A 19,425-nucleotide genomic window follows, 5' to 3' on the forward strand; every position below is an offset into this window, starting at 1 on the left:
ATTTAAAAATTAAGGATTATTAGATAATGCAATTCACAGGGAAAAATGTTCTAATTACTGGAGCTTCTAAAGGCATTGGGGCAGAAATTGCAAAAACTCTTGCTTCTATGGGGTTGAAAGTATGGATAAATTATCGTAGCAATGTTGAGGTTGCTGATGCTTTGAAAAACGAGCTTGAAACCCAAGGTTACAAAGCAGCTATAATCAAATTTGATGCGACTTCTGAAACCGATTTCACTGAAGCAATACAAACCATTGTTGAAAGCGATGGGGCTTTGTCCTACTTGGTGAACAATGCGGGTATTGTGCGTGATAAGTTAGCTATTAAGATGAAGACAGAAGATTTTCATCATGTAATAGATAATAATCTTACTTCGGCTTTTATAGGTTGTAGAGAAGCCCTAAAAGTTATGAGCAAAAATCGTTTTGGAAGCGTAGTAAATATTGCTTCTATTATCGGTGAGCGAGGCAACATGGGGCAAACAAACTATTCAGCAAGTAAGGGTGGGATGATTGCGATGAGTAAATCTTTTGCTTATGAGGGAGCTTTAAGGAATATCCGTTTTAACTGTGTAACGCCCGGCTTTATAGAAACCGACATGAACGCCACTTTAAAAGATGAGCTTAAAGCGGACTATATCAAAAATATTCCCTTAAATAGACTAGGGTCTGCTAAAGAAGTGGCAGAAGCGGTAGCGTTTCTTTTGAGCAATCATTCTAGTTATATCACTGGGGAGACTCTCAAAGTCAATGGCGGACTTTACATGTAGTCCTAAATAAAGGGTTTTTTAGCGATAAAAGTTTGTAGGTAGCAAAAATCATGCTACCATTACGAAGTTATTCTAAAACAAAGAGGTTATTATCAAATGGGGATTATTTATACAATATTGCTTCTCATCGTAATTTATTTGTTGTATAGGATTTTAGATGTTTTGGAACACAAATAAGTGTTTCATATAATTACAGGGCATGCTAAGGGTTAGTCCGAGCAAGACCATGTTTAGTATTTTATTTTTAGATTAAGGAGTTTTAAATGGCTTTATTTGAAGATATTCAAGCAGTAATCACTGAGCAGTTGAATGTGGATGTAGCACAAGTTACCGAAGAGGCAGAGTTTGTGAAGGATTTGGGTGCAGATTCTTTAGATGTTGTAGAATTAATTATGGCATTAGAAGAGAAGTTTGGCATTGAGATTCCTGATGAGCAAGCAGAAAAGATTGTCAATGTAGGCGATGTAGTGAAGTATATTGAGGACCATAAACTAGCATAGTGTTTTTAGCTTTGGAGATTTATCTCCAAAGCTCAGCTAATAGAGTCTAGTTTTATATCATAAAGTTTTAAAGTGAGGAGCTATTTGTGCGTCGGATTGTAGTAACTGGAATGGGAATGATCAATTCGCTAGGTTTAAATAAAGAGGATTCGTTTTTGGCGATAGCCAAGGGAGAATGTGGCATTAAAACGATAGAGAGCTTTGATGCTAGTGCTTTTCCTGTGCGTATTGCTGGAGAAATCACTGATTTTGACCCTACAGAGGTGATGAACCCTAAAGATGTTAAGAAAGCAGGTCGTTTTATTCAATTGGCCTTAAAAGCTACAAGAGAAGCCATGAAAGATAGCGGGATTTTAGACGCTCAAAACAAATGTCCTGAAGAACTAGCTAATCACATGGGTGTAAGCTCTGGTTCTGGAATCGGAGGATTAGGAAATATTGAAGCTAACTCTATTTATTGCTTTGAAAAGGGTCCTAGAAAGGTGAACCCATTTTTCATTACTTCCGCTCTCGTTAATATGATTGGGGGCTTTACTTCTATTGAGTTTGGTATTAAAGGACCTAATCTATCTAGTGTAACTGCTTGTGCGGCTGGCACTCATGCCATTATTGAAGCAGTCAAAACCATTCTGCTTGGTGGGGCTGATAGAATGCTGGTTGTAGGTGCAGAATCTACTATTTGTCCCGTAGGAATTGGTGGTTTTGCAAGTATTAAAGCTCTTTCTACAAGAAATGATGAGCCTACAAAGGCTTCAAGACCTTTTGATAAAGACCGCAATGGCTTTGTTATGGGAGAGGGTTCAGGGGCTTTAGTGCTTGAAGAATATGAGAGTGCTAAAAAAAGAGGGGCTAAAATCTATGCCGAGTTTGCCGGATATGGCGAAAGTGGTGATGCTAATCATATCACAGCCCCAGCACCTGAAGGTGAAGGGGCTTTTAGAGCTATGAAAATGGCTTTAGAAATGGCTAAAGTAGAAGTGGGTTATGTTAATGCTCATGGGACTAGCACCCATTACAATGACTTATATGAAACTATCGCCCTACGCAATGTGTTTGGCTCTAAAGAAAAAGTTCCACCCGTTAGCTCTACCAAAGGGCAAATCGGACATTGCTTGGGGGCAGCGGGTGCTTTAGAAGCGGTTATTTCCATTATGGCTATGAATAAAGGAATCTTACCCCCAACCATCAATCAAGAAACAGCTGACCCCGAGTGCGACTTAGATTATATTCCTAATGTAGCTAGAGAAAAACAAGTGAATGCTGTTATGAGTAATTCATTTGGTTTTGGTGGCACTAATGGTGTCGTGATTTTTAAGAAAGCCTAGTATTATAAATACTATAAATTAGGATTTTAAATGGCGATATACTTAGATTTTGAAAATCATATTAAGGAAATTCAAAATGAAATTGAATTAGCTCTCATTAGGGGTGATGAGGATGCTAAAGAAATTTTAGAAAAAAGATTAGATAAAGAAGTTAAATCCATTTATTCTAATCTAAGCGATTTTCAAAAACTCCAACTAGCAAGACACCCTGACAGACCTTACGCTATGGATTACATTGATTTAATCCTAAAAGATAAGTATGAAGTCTTTGGTGATAGGCATTTTACTGATGATAAGTCTATTGTATGTTTCATAGGTAAGATTGGTAATATTCCAGCTGTAGTTATTGGCGAAGAAAAGGGGCGAGGAACTAAAAATAAGCTTTTAAGAAATTTTGGCATGCCAAATCCCGAAGGTTATCGTAAGGCTTTGAAAATGGCAAAATTTGCTGAAAAGTTTAACTTACCTATCCTAATGCTTGTAGATACCGCTGGAGCATACCCCGGAATCGGTGCAGAAGAGAGGGGACAAAGCGAAGCAATTGCTAAAAACTTACAAGAATTTGCTTCTTTAAAAGTCCCTACTATTTCTGTCATTATTGGCGAGGGGGGTAGCGGGGGAGCATTAGCGATTGCGGTAGCTGATAGATTAGCCATGATGCAGTATTCAATTTTTAGCGTTATATCGCCAGAAGGCTGTGCGGCAATTCTTTGGAACGACCCTAGCAAAACTGAAGTGGCTATAAAAGCCATGAAAATCACACCAACAGACCTGAAAGAAGCAGGACTTATTGATGATATTATCCTAGAACCTAGCAAGGGAGCCCATAGAGACAAGCTTTTAGCCGCTAATACCATTAAGGAGTATTTTTTGGATAGCTTACAAACCATTCAGCAAGACTCTCAATTCCTTGAAAAACGCTATCAAAAGCTAATGTCTTTTGGTTCGTTTACAGAATAAAAATACATTAGAAAAGCGTAGATGTTTAGAAACGCTTCATATTGATTCTATCTCTTGTTTTCAAAAGTTAAAGACTTGTGAAACCATTCGGTTGGATAAAATTTCGTTTCTTAGGTTTTTTTAATATTCTGTATAAGATTTAGATGGTATTTTGATACTACGATAAGGACTAACCAATTCTAAGACCTAACTCAAAACCAAAATAAAATTAAGATGTTTTGAAATCTTAGAAGCAATATTTACTCAGAGATTTCATGGAAACTACGCCAAGTTCTTTCATAGACACTCCGCTCAAATATAAATAAGCCGTTACCCCATTGACCTATTGATTTTACCTACAAAGACAAAGTTATTTCTAGAGTTCTAAGATTAAGCTATGCTTAAAAGAGAATGATTCAAAAATGATGAGACTATTTTAGAAATTGACACTAAAACAAGCCTTTCTTTAGGAAAAAATTCTTGAAAAAAATGCCTGATTTTTAGCTCCCCTAAATTTTGAAAACCACGAAAATAAATGGGCGTAAAAAAGCTTTGAAAGAAAAATGGGAGTTGATTATGAGCTGCCAATGAGTTTATCTCAGTTTAAGCATAAAAATAATATTCCCCCCCCATATCCAACAAAATAAAATCCTTTAAAAATTATAATTCACATACGCTGTAATACTTCTAGGAGGAGCAGCTTCTTTACCATTAGGACTAGTGCCTACCCCACCAAACCAATATTTCATGTTAAAAATATTATTGATTTGCAAGCTTGCACTAATGCTTTGGCGTTTGTGTTCCCACAGAGTGCTAGAAATTTGTAAATTCCACACCCAATACCATGGCATCATACCAGCTGTCCTAGTCGTAATAGCTCCATTTTTAATGGTGGGTGCATATTCAGTAAAATGGACGGTATTTAACACATCAGTATAAGCTCGGCTGTAAAAGAAAGAACTTAACCCAATGGTTGTTTTAGCATAAGTATAGCTGGCGTCTAAGACAAATTGGTGTGGACTTACAAAAGGAAGTTTTTTACCAAAAATATCCTTTTTAGCCCCCTTAGGTTGAGCAGGATTAGTTACCATAGTATGGCTTGTGATATTAGCATCTATAAAAGTGTAAGCCGCATGAAGGTTTAGTCCCCTAATGGGTGTGTAATATAGCTCCAACTCCACACCTTGTGAGCGAGCATTAACTGGCTCTCTATTATCTCCATAGCGTCCGGTAAAGTAGTGGTTAGCAAAAATGACAAAGTAATTCCCATTAAAACTCACTTTGTCATTAAAATAGTAGCGTCCGCCACCCTCCATGACATTAAAGATTTGAAAATAATCTGTGCTTGTGCCGACAAAATTACCCACATTGCTATATTGTGGCGGAATATAACTTCTTTGATAGTTGAAATAGAGCAACAGCTCCTTAATGGGTTTATAGCCGACATTCACAGCAGGATTCCATTGATTGTAACGCTCTTTAATCGTTTTTGGAACTTGACCTGCTTTAAAAGGCGGAACATCTTTTTTTTCATAATTTAAGAAAGTGTATCTCAATCCCGGCGTAATCGTAAACATGCCATTGTTAATATTAATTTCATCGCTAACATAGACTGAAGTATAATTATTGAAATTATTCAGCGAATTTCCTTTATCAAATCCATTGCTAGGCTCATTAGGTTTTTTTCTTGTAGTGGAGCGGCGGTATAAATCCTCAGTGAGAAATCGCATACCCATATTGAAAGTTTGTCTCACCTTTCCTGTATTAACCACCAAATTAAGCTTTGGTTCAAAAGCATTCACCACAAAGCGGCGGATATTGTCATAATATTCCCAACAAGGACTGCTTGTGTCGCTATAAGAATACAAGCCGCAATTGGGGTTAGTTGCACTGATTTTCCCCTTGCCCTTGAAGGGTAGAAGCTTGTTTTGGCTGCTCATATACACACTTTTATATTGATTGGAGAAACCAAAATCCCTACTCATATCATGCGTAAAATAAGTGAATTTAAAATCGCCCCCCACCCCATTATCTGGGTCTCCAAAGTAGTTTTGATACACAGCTCCAAAGCGTTTGGCTCGTCCCCCATCTTGATTATAGGGGCGATTATTCGTGAAGCGGTTATAGTCATAATCTTGTGCACTCAAGGTTCCTGGATGATAAGAATAGTATTTATAATATTGATAATACGCCTTAAGAGTGTTTGTGGCATTAATCTTATACACAGCATCAAACATGTAGTTTTGCACCCCCGTAGGACTATTTTGTCTGAATCCTTGCCCATTAATCCAGTTAGCTTGTGCACTAATTCCTACATGCTTACCCAACATACCAGCGGTTCGCACATAAGTGTTATAGAGCATTTGATTACCTAGAGTTTGAGCTAGTGGCTTACCCTTTTCTTTGGGGTCAATAAAGTTCCCATTAGATGAACGCCCCCAAAAAGTAATGCGTTCAGCCGCCTGATTCTCCCACTCTTTAGGAATTTCTTTAGTGATGATATTCACCACACCCCCAAAAGTGTTAGGCCCATATTGAACGCTTGTGCCACCCTTAATCACATCAATCCTATCCACTGATTGAAAGGTTACAGGAAAAATAGCCAATTCAATATTAGAATACGGAGCTCCATAAATAGGAATACCATTAACCAAAATCATGCCCGTATTACTATGCCCATTACCGCCCCCACCAAAACCACGCACGGAGATTTTAGGTAACACCCCAGTGCCTGTTGCATCTCTAATTTGAAGTCCCGGAACATTCTGTAAAGCACTCTCAATATTCAAATTACCGGTTTTTTTAAGTTGTTTGTTTGAAATCACGGTGCGAGAGTTTGTGGAATCACGCACTTCTTCACTTTGCCAAGAAAGTGGAGCGGTTGAGCTAAATTTTTGCTCAGTTGTCGTAACTTTTTGTAAAGTGTGATGCTTATATTTTGCATCAACAAAAGAGCCAAAAGAAAAAAAGGTAAGCGCACCCAATGCCAAAAAGGAAGGGGCTTTTACCTTCAGATAATTATTCATTGTGATAACCTTTCGTCAACTGAGTTTAAGTTGTTACATATTATAAAAACAATTATTACAATTAGCTTAAATTTGAAAACTTAATTTTGCATATACCCAAATTAAGCGATATAATAAGCGACATAATTCATTGATAATTTGTTATATAACCAAGACCAAGACAAAGACCAAGTAGAATATTTTTTAAAACAATAATAAAATTTATTTTAATATATTTTAAGGAACTAAAATGTTAAAATTGCATAAATATCTTCTATTCTTATCAACACCCTTATTGTGCCAAGCTATCACAAGCGAATTTTTTATCGGTGTCGGCTATCAATTTTCACATTCTAAAGTAAGTGTCATTAGAGATATTCACCCTTCTAAAGAACTCTCCATTTTGAATATCCCTCCCTTTGACCCTAACTTACCTGATGCTCAAAAACACATTTTGCGTCAATCTATAGGCGGACTTAAGGCTACTAGTATTGCTTCAATGTGTCAACAACGCCAAGCTATATGCAACAGAGTTAATGGCCAGCTTTTACCCATGAGTGTCCAACCAGCTTATCTTAATGCTATGTTAAAACCTGATTACGCTAAGATGAGTCAGCTTTTACATAATTCTCGATCCTCATGCGGTGGTAAAAACAAAAGACAACCTAACAACTATGCAAGTGCAGAAGAGAGTGTTTGTAATCCCCCTAAACTCTTTCTAGAAGCCTTACAAACAGTCAATAGCAATCTTTTTGGAGCGATTTTTTTAGCTAAGAAAAACAGCTCCCTTTTGAGTAAAAGCCATACAGATTTAAATCTAGTTAATAACAATCTTAACACAATTATAAATAAACTAAATGCCCTTTCTAATGGCTTGCATAACCTTATAAGTCATAGTTCGTTTTTAGGCACCGCCACTCCACCTCAAACAAAAAACTATTCTTCAGAGCAAATTAACTTGCTTTCTCAAAATTTAATCAAGCAAAGCGAAGTTGCTAAACAAGTAACCCAAGTTTTATTAACAGAAACCAACGCTCTAAAAGAAGCTCAAAAAGACCCTAATGGCGTAAAGCCTTTGAGTTTTTCCCCCATCATGTTTGAAAAACCCATACAAAAAACCCAAAATCTCTCTGTTATAGGTAATGGTGCAAGCTTTAAATTAGGTATTATGCATCCTTTTTGGCTTTTTAATATTGCCTTTAAAAACAAGCGGATTTTTTCATGGGATTATTATATATTTTTAGACTTTAATTATTCACTCATTCCTTTCAATAAAGAACAAAACCGCATGGTTTTTTTAGGCTACGGAATAGGCAGTGAGTTAGTATGGCATATGTTTAGCACAAAGAAAAAATTTAAGAAAAAGTCTACTTTTGGTATGGATATTTATGGGGGGGGTGGAGTAGCAGGAAATTCGTATCTGCTCAATTTTGCATCATATAACGCATTATTAAGAACTTTTATGAATGCCGATACTTCCGCAACCTATTTCAATGCCTTTGCTAATACAGGATTAAGATTTGCTTTCAATCAAAACGCTATTGAACTTGATGTGAAATTTCCTTTTTTGAAGCATTCAAAACGCCTTTATACAACCGCTTTAGAAAATGCTACACTAAAATACCAACGCCATATCGTTTTTAGCGTGCGCTTTATCCATAAATTCTAATCATACAAAGCAATAACAACCGCTATCGCAAAGCCATTGTCATGGCTTATGCTTGCACTTAAACTTTGGATTTTAAAATAGTCCATTTTTTCTTTAGAGAGAGTTACTAGAGGGGCGTTTTTAGGGCTTTTAGAGATATAAATATCTAAGAAGTTCAATTCCTTACCAATGCCTACTTTAAGGGATTTAGAACAAGCTTCTTTGAGAGCAAAAAATCCAGCAATAGTGCTAGGCTTATTAATACATAGGGCAATCTCATTTTCTGATAAAAAACGCTCCAAAAACTTCGTATTAAAGCGTTTTAAACTCTTCTCTATCCGAGCGATAGAAACAATATCCACACCAATCATTATAAGAGTAAAAATTATTGAATGATAAAATCAGTGAAAAAGACATTCTTAATAAAGCCATCAATCAAAAACGAATTCAAATGGCTTTTAATCTCATCTTTAAGTTTGTTCTTACCTTTATTCGTTACGACTTCTTCCACGCTTTTAGAAGACAAAATTTCTATAATCGTGTCTTTAATTGCTGTGTCTTTTACCTTGACTTCATTCAAAAGTTTTTCATTATTCATTTCTAGCGAAATAGAAGTTTTAAGATAGCGTCTGCCATTTTGAGAGACTAAATTCACCGCAAAAGGTGTGTCAATGGCATATAATGGTCCAAGCACCAAATATTGCTGGATATTAGAGCCTTCTTTGGCTTCTTGACTCTTATTTGCCATAGGATTAGCTTGAACTTCTTGGGTAGCTTTAGGGGTATTTTCCTTAGCTTCTTCCTTATTCCCCATAAGCAACATGATAATCACCCCCACCAATAAAAGCATGACCACCACACTTCCAATCACTACAAATAAAAGTGCCTTGCTTTTTTTTGGGGGTTGCTGTGCTGTATTTTCTTGTTCCTCTGTCATACCTATCCTTTTTGAAAGTAAGTTAAAGTAGTTTTTCCAAACTTTTTTTGCTTGATTATAGCTAAAGTTACAAGATTTTTAGGCATTTTATACACACTCTCATGCTCAAAGACAACTAAAAGATTTTTGTTATTGTTGTGTTTAAGCAAACATTCTAAAGCTTGAAAACATTTTTCATAAATCCCCAAAAATCCGCTTGTTTCAAAAGGTGGGTCTAAATAAATAATGTTTAAAACATCATCTTTTAAGGGCAGTAAGGGTAAATGCTTGAAAGCATCATCACAAAATGTTTGAATGCGAATTGTATCTTTTAGGCGGTTTTTAACCAAAGAAATATTTTCTAAAAGCGTAGTGTAGGCGCTCTTATGTTGCTCAAAAAATACAGCACTTTTTGCCCCCCTACTCAGAGCTTCTAAGCCCATAGAAGCACTACCTGAAAACACTTCTACAAAATGAGTCCCACGAATTTCTGTTTGCAAAGTATTAAAAAACGATTCTCTTACAATTGCTTTAGTCGGGCGTGTGCTAGAAATTTTTGGCAAATTCAAGCTTAAGCCCTTACAAACTCCCCCGATAATCTTAAAACTTTTCGCTAGTTGATAATTTGACATAATTTCTTAGTGTATTCTTCTAGCAATTGATAAATTTCTTGCTCTTTGGTAAGTTGATTTTCTTTGTAAGATTTATGCATCTCTTCTAAGGCTTCATAAAAGCTTTTCACATCTTCTCTAACACCTTGCTTATTAAAAGGTTTTCTTAAACACTCTTCTATGGAGCATACAGGCTTGTTTGTTTCTAGGGCTTCATCATCAGTTAAGACAAAGTCGCAAGTCTCCATAGAAGAAAGACAATCGCTTAAGTAAAATTCTAAACTCTTTTGACGCAACAAAGATTTACAAGCAAGAAAAATTTTCAACCAAAAACCTTTTACTAAGCAAATAACTATATTTTGTTTCAAATTATTTTTAGAATTATAGCAAGTCTTAATTTTAAATATCAAGCCCTAATCAAAACATGCCAAAAAGAGTGTAATTTTGTAATATTTATCATTATTGTTAACATAAAAAACGAAATAGAATGTTAAAAAGAGAGTATAAAATAACATTTTTTTTTTTGTGGTATACTCTCGCCCTAGGTAAGAGTAATAGACAAACTATATTCCTTCCTTCTTTACTATAACTTAGCATTTTAATAAACTTTTTCTTTTACATTAAAATGTCCTATTGCTCTTACCTTAGTTTAGAAAGCAACTTAGCTTCTCTCAAGTTCTCAAAATAAACTAATATTTAGAAATATAGTGCCTAATAGTAAATGCTTAGTATTCAATTCCCAAAAAAAATACAAGCCTCTCCTAAAAAATTTGATACACTACCGATTTGTTAATATTTAACAACGGAATCTATCTTATATTTATAAATGTTTTTAAGGATAAAAATATGAAAAAATTTCTCAAAATCTCATGCCAATTAGCCCTAGTTCTAAGCTTTGTTTATGCCGAGCAAAGCGGATTTTTTGTCAGTGGTTCTTATGAAGTCGGTCAAGCCTACTACAATGACAAGCTAGTGATAGACAAGCAACCCGACTTTAACCGCCACCAAAAGCAGGCTACTCAAGGCTTTGGGGTGGGCATAGGCTACAAACAGCTTTTTGGTCAAAAAGGTTGGGCGGGCTTACGCTACTATGGGTTTTATGATTGGGCAGAAGTGAATTTTGGCATACAACATTTTGCACCAGGTAGCCACCTACAAGCTAATGGTGGACTTAATTCTAATATGAATATCAACACTTATGGTGCAGGAATTGATTTATTAGTGAATTTTGTCAATTTAGAGCATTTTAGCATGGGGCTTTATGGTGGAATGGGTGTGGGTGGAACCACTTGGAAACCGCAAGCAAAAAATAGGGATTTAGTGTGGACAACCACCTTGAATGAAGAGCAAGGAAAACGCCTATTTAATGGAGACCACAACGCCAATGTTGAGCTGAGAAACACTGTGTTTCAGTGGTTCTTTAACTTTGGCGTGCGTTCAGTAATTTATAAACATACCGGTTTAGAACTGGGCTTCAAAATTCCTATGGCTAAAACTCCCTATCTTAACATGGTTGATGGTGATAGTAGTTATAAAGAAACCTTTAAACGCCTTTACTCATTCAATGTGTCGTATTATTTGACCTTTTAAATGGTCTTATAAAAATATACTAAGCCCTATAAGAAAGGCTTGGTTTCCACCCACTAATCTTATGTCCCTTTAATCAGTTCGTATAAATAGCTAATTTTCAAGTATTTTTTCCAAAATATGCAACACATCTTGATGATGAGCTTGGCTTAATAGTCCAAAAATTTTAAGCATTTCTAGGAATATTGAGATATTATTGATAGTCAAAAGGGCATGTTCTTTTTCATCTGCTTGTCTGTCTAAGAGATAATGTTTTGAAATACCATTTTCTATAATATATTGTGGCGAATAATATTCAGGCATTAGGTCTGTAATAGGAAAGCAATAATAAAGCATGGGTTGAATTTTAGAACCGTATTGTTGGGGTTTCATGGTTACTTCAATGCAATGGTTATCACTAAATGGGTAAATTAAAGTTGGGTAAGTATCAGCATAAATATCATAATAAAGTCTTGAATCATTAAATGGGAGTTGGTTGTGTAAATCCATATGGGGGACACTATTTTGAACTCTATTATTAAAATCTATATAGTAAAAGGGTCTATGATTATAATCATTGTAGGGTGATTGTTGGATACGAATATGTGGCTTTCTACTCGGAAAATATTGTTTTTCAAGAAAAGGTGCTTTATAGTTTTGTAAGAAGTCATAAATAAGCCGAAGCTCTCCATACATAATTAAACCCATTTGTTTGGCATAGTAAATAATCTCACTCAACTCATAAAGAGTTTTCATTTTACCATTAGCCCCTAAAAAATGAAATTTTTCAGCTTTTAAAGTGGTGAGTTCAAATTTCTCTTTATCCTTAATAGGAACATCATAACCGATTTGCCATTCTATATAATGCTTTAAGCTAAAAGGGATTTTTCTAGTCGCTGTAGAAATACCATAATCACTAAAAGCATCCCTAATTTTCACACGCACTTTGCCTGAAATGGAAGTTAAAGGAAGGGGTATTTCAATCACTTTTTAGTAGTATCAACTTTAATCAAACTCACAAGTATGTCCTTGAAACAATTTTTTAAAATATTCCAAACGCACTCCTTTATCTTTTAAGAAAGTGTCTTTAATCTTTAAAAAAGCAAAATTATCAATCACAATATCTAAATTACCAAAATAATAGGGGATTTTAGGGGCGATTTCTTTAAAATGATGGATATATTGATAATAAATCAATTTATCTTGACTGATACATACCGCATTACTACTTGGTGCTTTTAAAAAAGTTTTGTTGCGCTTAAGTGCGTTAATATCTCGCATAGGAAAAAAATAGCCTACACATTCACTAACTTTTTTAGCGTTAGGGTATTTATCCACATAATTCGCTATATAATCAAAATCGTTTAAACATAGCGTGGTATTATGGTCGGTTTTAAACATAAAACGCCTAATATCTGCATAATCCATTTGCCCTTGTTGATACAAGGCTATCACAATAGGAAACTCATTACTTTTAGTGAAGTGCTTAGAAGAAATAACAAAAGCATCTAAAAGCGTGTAATTATCCTTAAATTGCTTTAATGCCTTAAAATTAGTCTCTTTAATGAGATAGGATAAAGGGTGTAGCACACAAATAAAAGCTGGCCTTAAAGCCACAAAAGATTTTAAAAAACTTACCCCTAAATCCCTTGCTTTTAAATCGTTGTCTATTTCAAAATTAAAATTCTTGCTTTTTAGTCTATGTTTGATGAAAGAAGTTTTATCATTATAGGGAGGATTACCCACAATAATTAAAGGCTCGTTTTCACTAATGCCATAATTTTCTCTCTTAGGATTAGCTAGGGCATTGAGAGTCAGAGCGTTGCAATTAGGGTCAATATCCGCCCCTATCTTTTTAGAATGATTAAGGCATAAAAACTCCATACCACCACATGCGGTGTCTAGCAGTGTATATTTTTCAATATCTGCGTATTTTTTTAAAAGTTTGTAAGCACAATCTACTAGATAAGGGGGTGTGTAGTAAGCCCCAAAATTCACGCTTTCTTGTTTAGTTAAATGTTTAGGGGTTGTGATACAAAACTCCTTAGTAATAATAAAAAATAGCTCACTCTAGGGCTTAATACTTTCCATTACATGTTCAACTCTCTAATCTCTTTTTTTAAGTTAGCACAGCAGTTTTGTAATTCTATTAATCTATCATTGATAGCTCTAGTCTCCAAAACAAGAATATAGATAGCCATACCGAACTAAAATTGCCGGTACAAAACATTATTCACACATCTAGTTGTTTCACATCTTTAGCATGAGCTTGGATAAAGGCTCTTCTAGGCTCTACTTCATCGCCCATGCACAGCGAGAACATCGCATCAGTTTTTTCTAAATCTTGTATTTTTAGTTTTACCAAACTACGATTTTCTTTATGCATAGTCGTTTCCCATAAATCATTAGGATTCATCTCGCCTAATCCCTTATAGCGTTGGATACTCGCTCCCTTTTTAGCGTGATTTTCCACTTCCTCTAAAAACGCCAAAATATCCTTATCTTCTAAGAAATCCAAATTATATGCCATAAGTTTTTGATAAGTATAACTTGCCTCTTCAAATAGCACTTCTTTAAAGAGATTGTCATCCATGTTAAATTCCACTAAGCCCTTAGGGGTTTGCACATGCAAATGCAAACTCTCTTCTGTAGCAAAAGAGCGTAAAACCTGATAATTCAAACTCTCTAATTTTTCTAAAATACTTTTTTCTAAAACTTTAGTATCAAGAGCTAGAGCGTCCTTAGTTTCAATCAAAAAGCGTAAAAGTTCTAGCAAATTGTAGCGTTTCTCTAATTCTAAAAGCACATAGCGATAATGACGCACGACTTTTAATAAGCTCATCAAATCATTCTTGCCAATCCCTTCAACACTCACGGAATTGATGCCATGCTCAATTAAAAAATAATCTAAAGCTACGCTGTCTTTAAGATAAATTTCTGTCTTGCCTTTCTTGTATTTATAAAGGGGGGCTTGAGCGATATAAACATGCCCATTTTCAATCAGTGGGCGTAAATAACGATAGAAAAAGGTCATAAGCAAAGTTTGGATATGGCTTCCATCTACATCAGCATCAGTCATAATAATGATTTTATGATAACGCAATTTCTCTAAATCAAAACTCTCTTGAATGCCACACCCAAAAGCCGTAATCATGTTTTTGATTTCTTCGGACTTTAGAATCTTTGACAAATGGCTTTTTTCCACATTTAAAATCTTACCTTTTAAGGGTAAAATCGCTTGAAAAACCCTATCTCGCCCTTGTTTTGCACTTCCGCCCGCACTATCACCCTCTACCAAAAAGATTTCACTCTCCATGGGGTCTTTGCTTTGGCAATCGGCTAATTTTCCGGGCAAGGTGCCCACACTTAGATTATCTTTTTTCCTTGTAAGCTCTCTTGCTTTCTTGCTTGCCTCTCTAGCTTTAGCAGCTAATAAGGCTTTATTAGCGATAATTTTAGCCTCGTTAGGATTTTCTTCTAAAAATTGATGGATTTTATCATAGACTAGTTTTGAAACTAGCGGACGCACATACGAGCTACCAAGCTTTGATTTAGTCTGTCCCTCAAATAAAGGCTCGCTCATTTTCAAGCTTACAATAGCCACTAAGCCTTCTTTAATGTCTTCAGAAACAGGGCGAGATTCCTTAGTTTTAATATTATTGTCAATATATTGTAAAATCGCCTTAGACAAGCCCATTTTAAAGCCCGCCTCATGTGTTCCACCTTCAGAAGTTTTAATATTATTCACAAAGCTCAAGGTGTTTTCATTGTAATCATCAGCATACGCTAGGGCAACTTCTATAGAAGTGTGTGTTTCTTCGTCCATGCTTTTAAACGAAATAATAGGGGTAAGCAACTCTTTTTTAGCGCTATCTTTGACAAATTGTTTCAAGCCATCTTCGTAGAAATAAGTCTCTTGAAGTTGGGTCTTTTCTTCTTTAAAAGAAATTTTTAGACCATCATTAAGATACGCCATTTCTTTAAAGCGTTTTTGTAAAATGCTCGCTTGAAATTCAATCACTTCCATAACACTTTCATCGGGGAAAAACTCAATGGTAGTGCCACTTTCTTTAGCACTTCTAGTCTTGCCAATGATTTCAAGCTCACTAATAGGGATTCCCTTTTCAAACTCTTGGCGATAGATTTGACCCTCTTTTTTAATCGTCATTATTAAGCGTTTGCTTAGAGCATTTACGACAGAAACACCCACGCCATGCAAACCACCTGAGACTTTATAAGTATCATTATCAAATTTACCCCCAGCATGCAAAACCGTTAAAACCACGGTGCAAGCAGGGATTTTTTCAGTAGGGTGTATATCAACTGGGATTCCTCGCCCATTATCTTCTACAATGCATGAGCCTTCATCAGTCAAAGTAATATTGATAGTGTTACAAAAGCCCGCCATGCTTTCATCTACAGCGTTATCCACGACTTCATACACCATGTGGTGTAATCCGCCTACATTGGTATCACCAATATACATTCCAGGGCGTTTTCTAACCCCTTCTAAGCCTTTTAAAACCTTAATACTATGGCTTTGGTAATCTTGCATTAAAAACCCTTAAAAAGTGATTGGCATCATTAAAGTAGAAATTTTAGCACTCAAATGATTTGATTTTTCTTCCAAAGATTCTTGTAATAAAAACGGAGCTAAAGACTCATTGCATTGCAAACAAAATTGTGCTGTTCCTAGCGTATTTAACGCTTCAAGGAAGAATTTCGCATTCACGCCCAAGCTGAACGAATCCTGTAAATCTAGGTCTTTCTCAAGCTCAATAGAAGTCTTAGCTGTCTCACTATGCTCCGCATCAAGAGATTCAAAGAGAACATTATTTTTTTCTAAAGTAAATTTGATATTCGTGCTTAAAGAACTTGATAATTTAATGCTCTCTTTAAACTCTTCCTTTTCTAAAGTGAAACAAGATGCATATTCTTTAGGCAAAATCTTTTGATAATCGGGGTAATTTCCATCAATAAGCTTAGTGAAAAAAGTGTGCGTTTCATTTTCAATGACAGCTAATATACCATCGCTTTTAAAAGTAAAATTTTCATAAAAGAGCTTAAGGCTTTCCAATAAGGCACGCTTAGGTAAAATGCAAGAAATAGTTTCTTCTGTTGAGTCTATAGAAATATTTTCTAATTGCGTATAAGATAAGCGTCTTGTATCCGTTCCAACTAAAGCAAGGGTTTGATGAGCCTTGTCAAACTGCATTAAAATGCCCGTTAGCTCTCTTTTATGGCTATTTTGTTCAATAACAGGAGTAATCTTTTTAAAAGCATCCATTAAAAAAGGGGTGTTGATTTCCAAGCTGACTTTTGATTCTATAGTAGGAAACTCGGGAAACTCGTTTGCATCAAACATAGGGAGCTTAAAAGAACTTTTATTTTGCTTGATAATTAAAACATCTTCTTTGGTTTCTAAAATGAGACTCGCATCTTTTAGGCGTGAGATAATGTCTAAAAACTTTTTTCCATTGATGGTTCCTATACCTTCTTCTTCTGTAGACTGCGTGAGAATATGGCTTTTTAACCCAATATCTGAATCGCTCGCTTTTAAAAAGAGTTTATCTCCTATGACTTCTAAATAGACATGTGAGGCAATGGAAGAGGCATCTTTTTTATCGCAAAAAGCTTGCAAATAGCGCAAAGCGTTTTCTAAATCATTTTTACTGACACTAATTTTCATAATAAGCAGTTCCCTTGAGTTTTTGTGTTTTATTATAGCATAAAAGGATTTCTTTAGGGGTTTAAGCGGATACCTACGCCTATACGATTAGAAAAAACATTGTATTCATATAAGCCATCGCCATAGCCATTAAACCATTGCATATAAATCCCCACAAAAGGATTAACACGATAGGTGTAACCCAAACGAATCGCTCCATTCCATCGCTTGAAACGCCAATAAGGTGTAAAAATATCATAGAGTTGTAATTCAAAATGATGACGCCCCCTTCTATAATCTATCTTGGCATTACCATAGCCCATATAATCAACTAACTTAGGGTTAGATTGGTCGTATGGAACATAAGGCCAATACGCAACCATGACTTTCAAGCCCCATTTTTGCCACACCAAGCGAAATACCGGGCGTTGCCCAGCACTCACAGAGCGGCATCCTCCCCAACGCACATTTCTTTGCCCATTATAATTTTTTACCACTACAGGCTGGCTGGGAAATTGATTTTCTGGGTTTCCCTGTTTGTTGAAAGGTTGGTAACATTCTGCACCCCCCACTCCATTAGAAATATGTTGCCAACCTATCCAAACTTCAGAAAAATTTCCTATCTTACCCCCAAAGGGTTCAAAATTGATAGGATAAACATAAATGAGTTCTGGCATATAATTGACCATACGCATGGGTGCAGATTGGGGGTTATTATAAATTTGAAACCAATTTGTCTGAGTATAGGCAAGATAGAGCGTGCCTTTAGTCCAGAGAAAGTGGCTAAAAACAGGCATTTTAAAACTAATTTGGAATTTAAATTCATTGCGTTGGTATTCATTCAAGTTAGGGTAATACCATTCATAAATGGGAGTAAAACTATGATAAAAAGGTAAGAAATAAGTGCCTTGATAATCAACAATATCTAAATATTTTTTTGCAAATTTTGCCCAAGAATGCTCTTTGGGAGCTTTTTTAGGGGCGATGTGCCAAGCGTTGGATAAATTGTTTTGGGTTTGAACGACATGCAAATCTTGCTTACGCAAATAATAATTATAATTTAGACTTTTATCTTGTGGGGAGTTTTTGCTTTCTAACTGACAAGCTACAAGAATGAAAGACAAGAACTTGCTACGCATCACATTCTCACTTAAATTGTAAAATAAAGATAGCTAGAATCACTACAGGTGCAATAAAGCGAACGCTAAAGTGCCACATTTTAAAAGTATTTTCATTAAAGAAATGTTTAGTGGCTAGAAAAATACGCTGTTTGGATAAAACCCACCCAAAAAACAATACTGAAAATAAACCCCCTAAGGGCATTAATAATGAAGAAGTGATAAAGTCTATCCATGCAAAAAAATTCTTATTAGCCAATGAAAGAATCTGAGTGTAGCGTTCATCTATAGATAGAATAACCAAAATCCCTAAGATATACACGATTATTCCTATCAATAGCGATGCTTTAATGCGCGAAAAACCAAAGCGATTGATTAGATAAAGCACCAAAGGCTCTAGAAGAGAAACCGTAGAGGTAATCCCAGCAAAAGCGAGAGCTAGAAAGAAAAAGAGCGAAATAATCTGTCCGCTCATTCCCATTTCAGCAAAAATCAAAGGTAAGGATACAAAAACTAGCCCAGGTCCTTGAGCCACATCTACATGGTATTCAAACACAAAGGTAAAAATCATCACCCCAGCAATGAGCGAGATTAAAATACCGGGTAAGACAATATACAAAGAGCTTTTAAGTAAATTTTCTTTTTCAGGCGTGAAAGCTGAATAAGTAATAATAGTGCCAACGCCCAAGCTCAAAGAAAAGAACATCTGCCCTAAAGCGTCCATAAAAACCTTAAAATCAATTTTTTGAATTTCAAAACTAAATAAATAGCGTAGGGCTTTAGGCAGACTCTCTAAAGTCATAGCATAGATTAAAAGTCCTATAAAAATAACAAATAATAAAGGCATAAGCACTACGCTTAATTTTTCAATCCCTTCTTTAATGCCCTTAGAAACAAACCATATTGTAGGAAACAAGCATGCACTAAAGCCCACAACTTGCCAAGTTAAACTACCATTTTGAAGCAAGCTAAATTGCATTTTAGCTTGCTCTAAGTCCTTAGGCAAATCAAAGGTGATGACAAAAAGATAGTAAAGCACCCAGCCTAAAACCACTGCATAAAAAGACAAAATAAGCGGACCACCTAAGAGAAAGATAGAAGTGAATTTATAATACTTTTTATGCTTTAAATCTAAATTTTCATAATTAGAAACCACATCTTTTTTACCCAAACTTCCAATAACCATATCTACTAAAAGCATAGCGATACCTAAGGTTAGAGTTAAAGCTAAGTATAAAAGCACGAACGCACTCCCCCCATTAGTGCCTACCATGTAAGGAAAACGCCAAATATGTCCCAAACCTATGGAGCTACCCAAAGTGGCTAAAATAAAACCTAATTTAGAAAACTTTCCCATAC

Annotated in this window: 17 protein-coding genes; 6 read left to right on the forward strand and 11 right to left on the reverse strand. The window is 35.5% G+C overall.

Translation table 11 applies throughout. The annotated features are described in order from the left end of the window. Positions 1–26 precede the first annotated feature (26 nt). From fabG to accA, 4 genes are all read left to right on the forward strand, one after another. Positions 27–770 (forward strand): 3-oxoacyl-ACP reductase FabG, encoded by a 744-nt coding sequence (fabG, locus tag HCD_RS01450; protein WP_014658850.1) that lies wholly within the window; start codon positions 27–29, stop codon positions 768–770. Positions 771–1,033: 263 nt separating this feature from the next. Beyond that, positions 1,034–1,270 carry an acyl carrier protein gene (acpP, locus tag HCD_RS01455; protein ID WP_014658851.1) on the forward strand — a complete coding sequence of 79 codons (237 nt, stop codon included), beginning with the start codon at positions 1,034–1,036 and terminating at the stop codon, positions 1,268–1,270. A gap of 86 nt (positions 1,271–1,356) precedes the next feature. Then, complete coding sequence (locus tag HCD_RS01460; protein ID WP_014658852.1) at positions 1,357–2,595, forward strand: beta-ketoacyl-ACP synthase II; 1,239 nt, start codon at positions 1,357–1,359, stop codon at positions 2,593–2,595. 30 nt (positions 2,596–2,625) lie between these two features. After that, positions 2,626–3,555 (forward strand): acetyl-CoA carboxylase carboxyl transferase subunit alpha, encoded by a 930-nt coding sequence (gene accA / locus HCD_RS01465; RefSeq protein ID WP_014658853.1) that lies wholly within the window; start codon positions 2,626–2,628, stop codon positions 3,553–3,555. A gap of 632 nt (positions 3,556–4,187) precedes the next feature. Here accA and HCD_RS01475 read toward each other — a convergent pair. Then, complete coding sequence (locus tag HCD_RS01475; RefSeq protein ID WP_014658855.1) at positions 4,188–6,560, reverse strand: TonB-dependent receptor family protein; 2,373 nt, start codon at positions 6,558–6,560, stop codon at positions 4,188–4,190. 229 nt (positions 6,561–6,789) lie between these two features. On the opposite strand from HCD_RS01475, the gene HCD_RS01480 reads away from it, so the two are divergent. Beyond that, on the forward strand, positions 6,790–8,208 hold the full coding sequence (locus tag HCD_RS01480; RefSeq protein ID WP_014658856.1) for an outer membrane beta-barrel protein: 1,419 nt from the start codon (positions 6,790–6,792) through the stop codon (positions 8,206–8,208). On the opposite strand, the gene acpS is transcribed toward HCD_RS01480, so the two are convergent. From acpS to HCD_RS01500, 4 genes are read right to left on the reverse strand one after another with little or no spacing between them, the layout of a single operon-like run. Then, complete coding sequence (acpS, locus tag HCD_RS01485; RefSeq protein WP_041594810.1) at positions 8,205–8,558, reverse strand: holo-ACP synthase; 354 nt, start codon at positions 8,556–8,558, stop codon at positions 8,205–8,207. The genes HCD_RS01480 and acpS overlap by 4 nt on opposite strands. A 14-nt stretch (positions 8,559–8,572) precedes the next feature. After that, positions 8,573–9,124 (reverse strand): flagellar basal body-associated protein FliL, encoded by a 552-nt coding sequence (fliL, locus tag HCD_RS01490; protein ID WP_014658858.1) that lies wholly within the window; start codon positions 9,122–9,124, stop codon positions 8,573–8,575. A gap of 2 nt (positions 9,125–9,126) precedes the next feature. Then, a complete protein-coding gene (rsmD, locus tag HCD_RS01495; protein WP_014658859.1) occupies positions 9,127–9,735 on the reverse strand; it encodes a 16S rRNA (guanine(966)-N(2))-methyltransferase RsmD in 609 nt (202 codons plus the stop codon). Further along, on the reverse strand, positions 9,717–10,040 hold the full coding sequence (locus HCD_RS01500) for a hypothetical protein (RefSeq protein ID WP_014658860.1): 324 nt from the start codon (positions 10,038–10,040) through the stop codon (positions 9,717–9,719). Before HCD_RS01500 ends, rsmD begins: the two co-directional genes overlap by 19 nt. Positions 10,041–10,560: 520 nt before the next feature. Here HCD_RS01500 and HCD_RS01505 point away from each other — a divergent pair. After that, on the forward strand, positions 10,561–11,304 hold the full coding sequence (locus HCD_RS01505; protein ID WP_014658861.1) for an outer membrane protein: 744 nt from the start codon (positions 10,561–10,563) through the stop codon (positions 11,302–11,304). 90 nt (positions 11,305–11,394) lie between these two features. Here the strand turns inward: HCD_RS01505 and HCD_RS01510 are convergent, their stop codons facing one another. The 6 genes from HCD_RS01510 to HCD_RS01535 form a co-directional block, all read right to left on the reverse strand. Beyond that, positions 11,395–12,267, reverse strand: coding sequence for a R.Pab1 family restriction endonuclease (locus HCD_RS01510; protein WP_014658862.1), 873 nt, complete (start codon positions 12,265–12,267; stop codon positions 11,395–11,397). Positions 12,268–12,285: 18 nt separating this feature from the next. Then, on the reverse strand, positions 12,286–13,278 hold the full coding sequence (locus HCD_RS01515; protein WP_014658863.1) for a hypothetical protein: 993 nt from the start codon (positions 13,276–13,278) through the stop codon (positions 12,286–12,288). A 235-nt stretch (positions 13,279–13,513) separates the two neighbouring features. Next, entirely contained in the window at positions 13,514–15,835 is a 2,322-nt protein-coding gene (gyrB, locus tag HCD_RS01520) for a DNA topoisomerase (ATP-hydrolyzing) subunit B (RefSeq protein WP_014658864.1), read from the reverse strand. Between the two features lie 9 nt (positions 15,836–15,844). Beyond that, positions 15,845–16,969 carry a DNA polymerase III subunit beta gene (dnaN, locus tag HCD_RS01525; RefSeq protein WP_014658865.1) on the reverse strand — a complete coding sequence of 375 codons (1,125 nt, stop codon included), beginning with the start codon at positions 16,967–16,969 and terminating at the stop codon, positions 15,845–15,847. Between the two features lie 53 nt (positions 16,970–17,022). After that, the gene (locus HCD_RS01530; protein WP_014658866.1) at positions 17,023–18,087 is read right to left on the reverse strand and encodes a phospholipase A; all 1,065 of its coding nucleotides are present in this window, start codon (positions 18,085–18,087) and stop codon (positions 17,023–17,025) included. A 7-nt stretch (positions 18,088–18,094) separates the two neighbouring features. Then, positions 18,095–19,423 carry a sodium-dependent transporter gene (locus HCD_RS01535; RefSeq protein WP_014658867.1) on the reverse strand — a complete coding sequence of 443 codons (1,329 nt, stop codon included), beginning with the start codon at positions 19,421–19,423 and terminating at the stop codon, positions 18,095–18,097. Positions 19,424–19,425: the final 2 nt, after the last annotated feature.

Origin of the sequence: Helicobacter cetorum MIT 99-5656, assembly GCF_000259275.1 — a bacterium.
GTDB lineage: Bacteria > Campylobacterota > Campylobacteria > Campylobacterales > Helicobacteraceae > Helicobacter > Helicobacter cetorum.

Coding starts and splice junctions, on each gene's coding strand:
- acpS (WP_041594810.1), bottom strand. CDS start 8,558: ATGATTGGTGTGGATATTGTTTCTATCGCTCGGATAGAGAAGAGTTTA.
- HCD_RS01505 (WP_014658861.1), top strand. CDS start 10,561: ATGAAAAAATTTCTCAAAATCTCATGCCAATTAGCCCTAGTTCTAAGC.
- fabG (WP_014658850.1), top strand. CDS start 27: ATGCAATTCACAGGGAAAAATGTTCTAATTACTGGAGCTTCTAAAGGC.
- HCD_RS01480 (WP_014658856.1), top strand. CDS start 6,790: ATGTTAAAATTGCATAAATATCTTCTATTCTTATCAACACCCTTATTG.
- accA (WP_014658853.1), top strand. CDS start 2,626: ATGGCGATATACTTAGATTTTGAAAATCATATTAAGGAAATTCAAAAT.
- rsmD (WP_014658859.1), bottom strand. CDS start 9,735: ATGTCAAATTATCAACTAGCGAAAAGTTTTAAGATTATCGGGGGAGTT.
- fliL (WP_014658858.1), bottom strand. CDS start 9,124: ATGACAGAGGAACAAGAAAATACAGCACAGCAACCCCCAAAAAAAAGC.
- acpP (WP_014658851.1), top strand. CDS start 1,034: ATGGCTTTATTTGAAGATATTCAAGCAGTAATCACTGAGCAGTTGAAT.
- HCD_RS01535 (WP_014658867.1), bottom strand. CDS start 19,423: ATGGGAAAGTTTTCTAAATTAGGTTTTATTTTAGCCACTTTGGGTAGC.
- gyrB (WP_014658864.1), bottom strand. CDS start 15,835: ATGCAAGATTACCAAAGCCATAGTATTAAGGTTTTAAAAGGCTTAGAA.
- HCD_RS01530 (WP_014658866.1), bottom strand. CDS start 18,087: ATGCGTAGCAAGTTCTTGTCTTTCATTCTTGTAGCTTGTCAGTTAGAA.
- HCD_RS01475 (WP_014658855.1), bottom strand. CDS start 6,560: ATGAATAATTATCTGAAGGTAAAAGCCCCTTCCTTTTTGGCATTGGGT.
- dnaN (WP_014658865.1), bottom strand. CDS start 16,969: ATGAAAATTAGTGTCAGTAAAAATGATTTAGAAAACGCTTTGCGCTAT.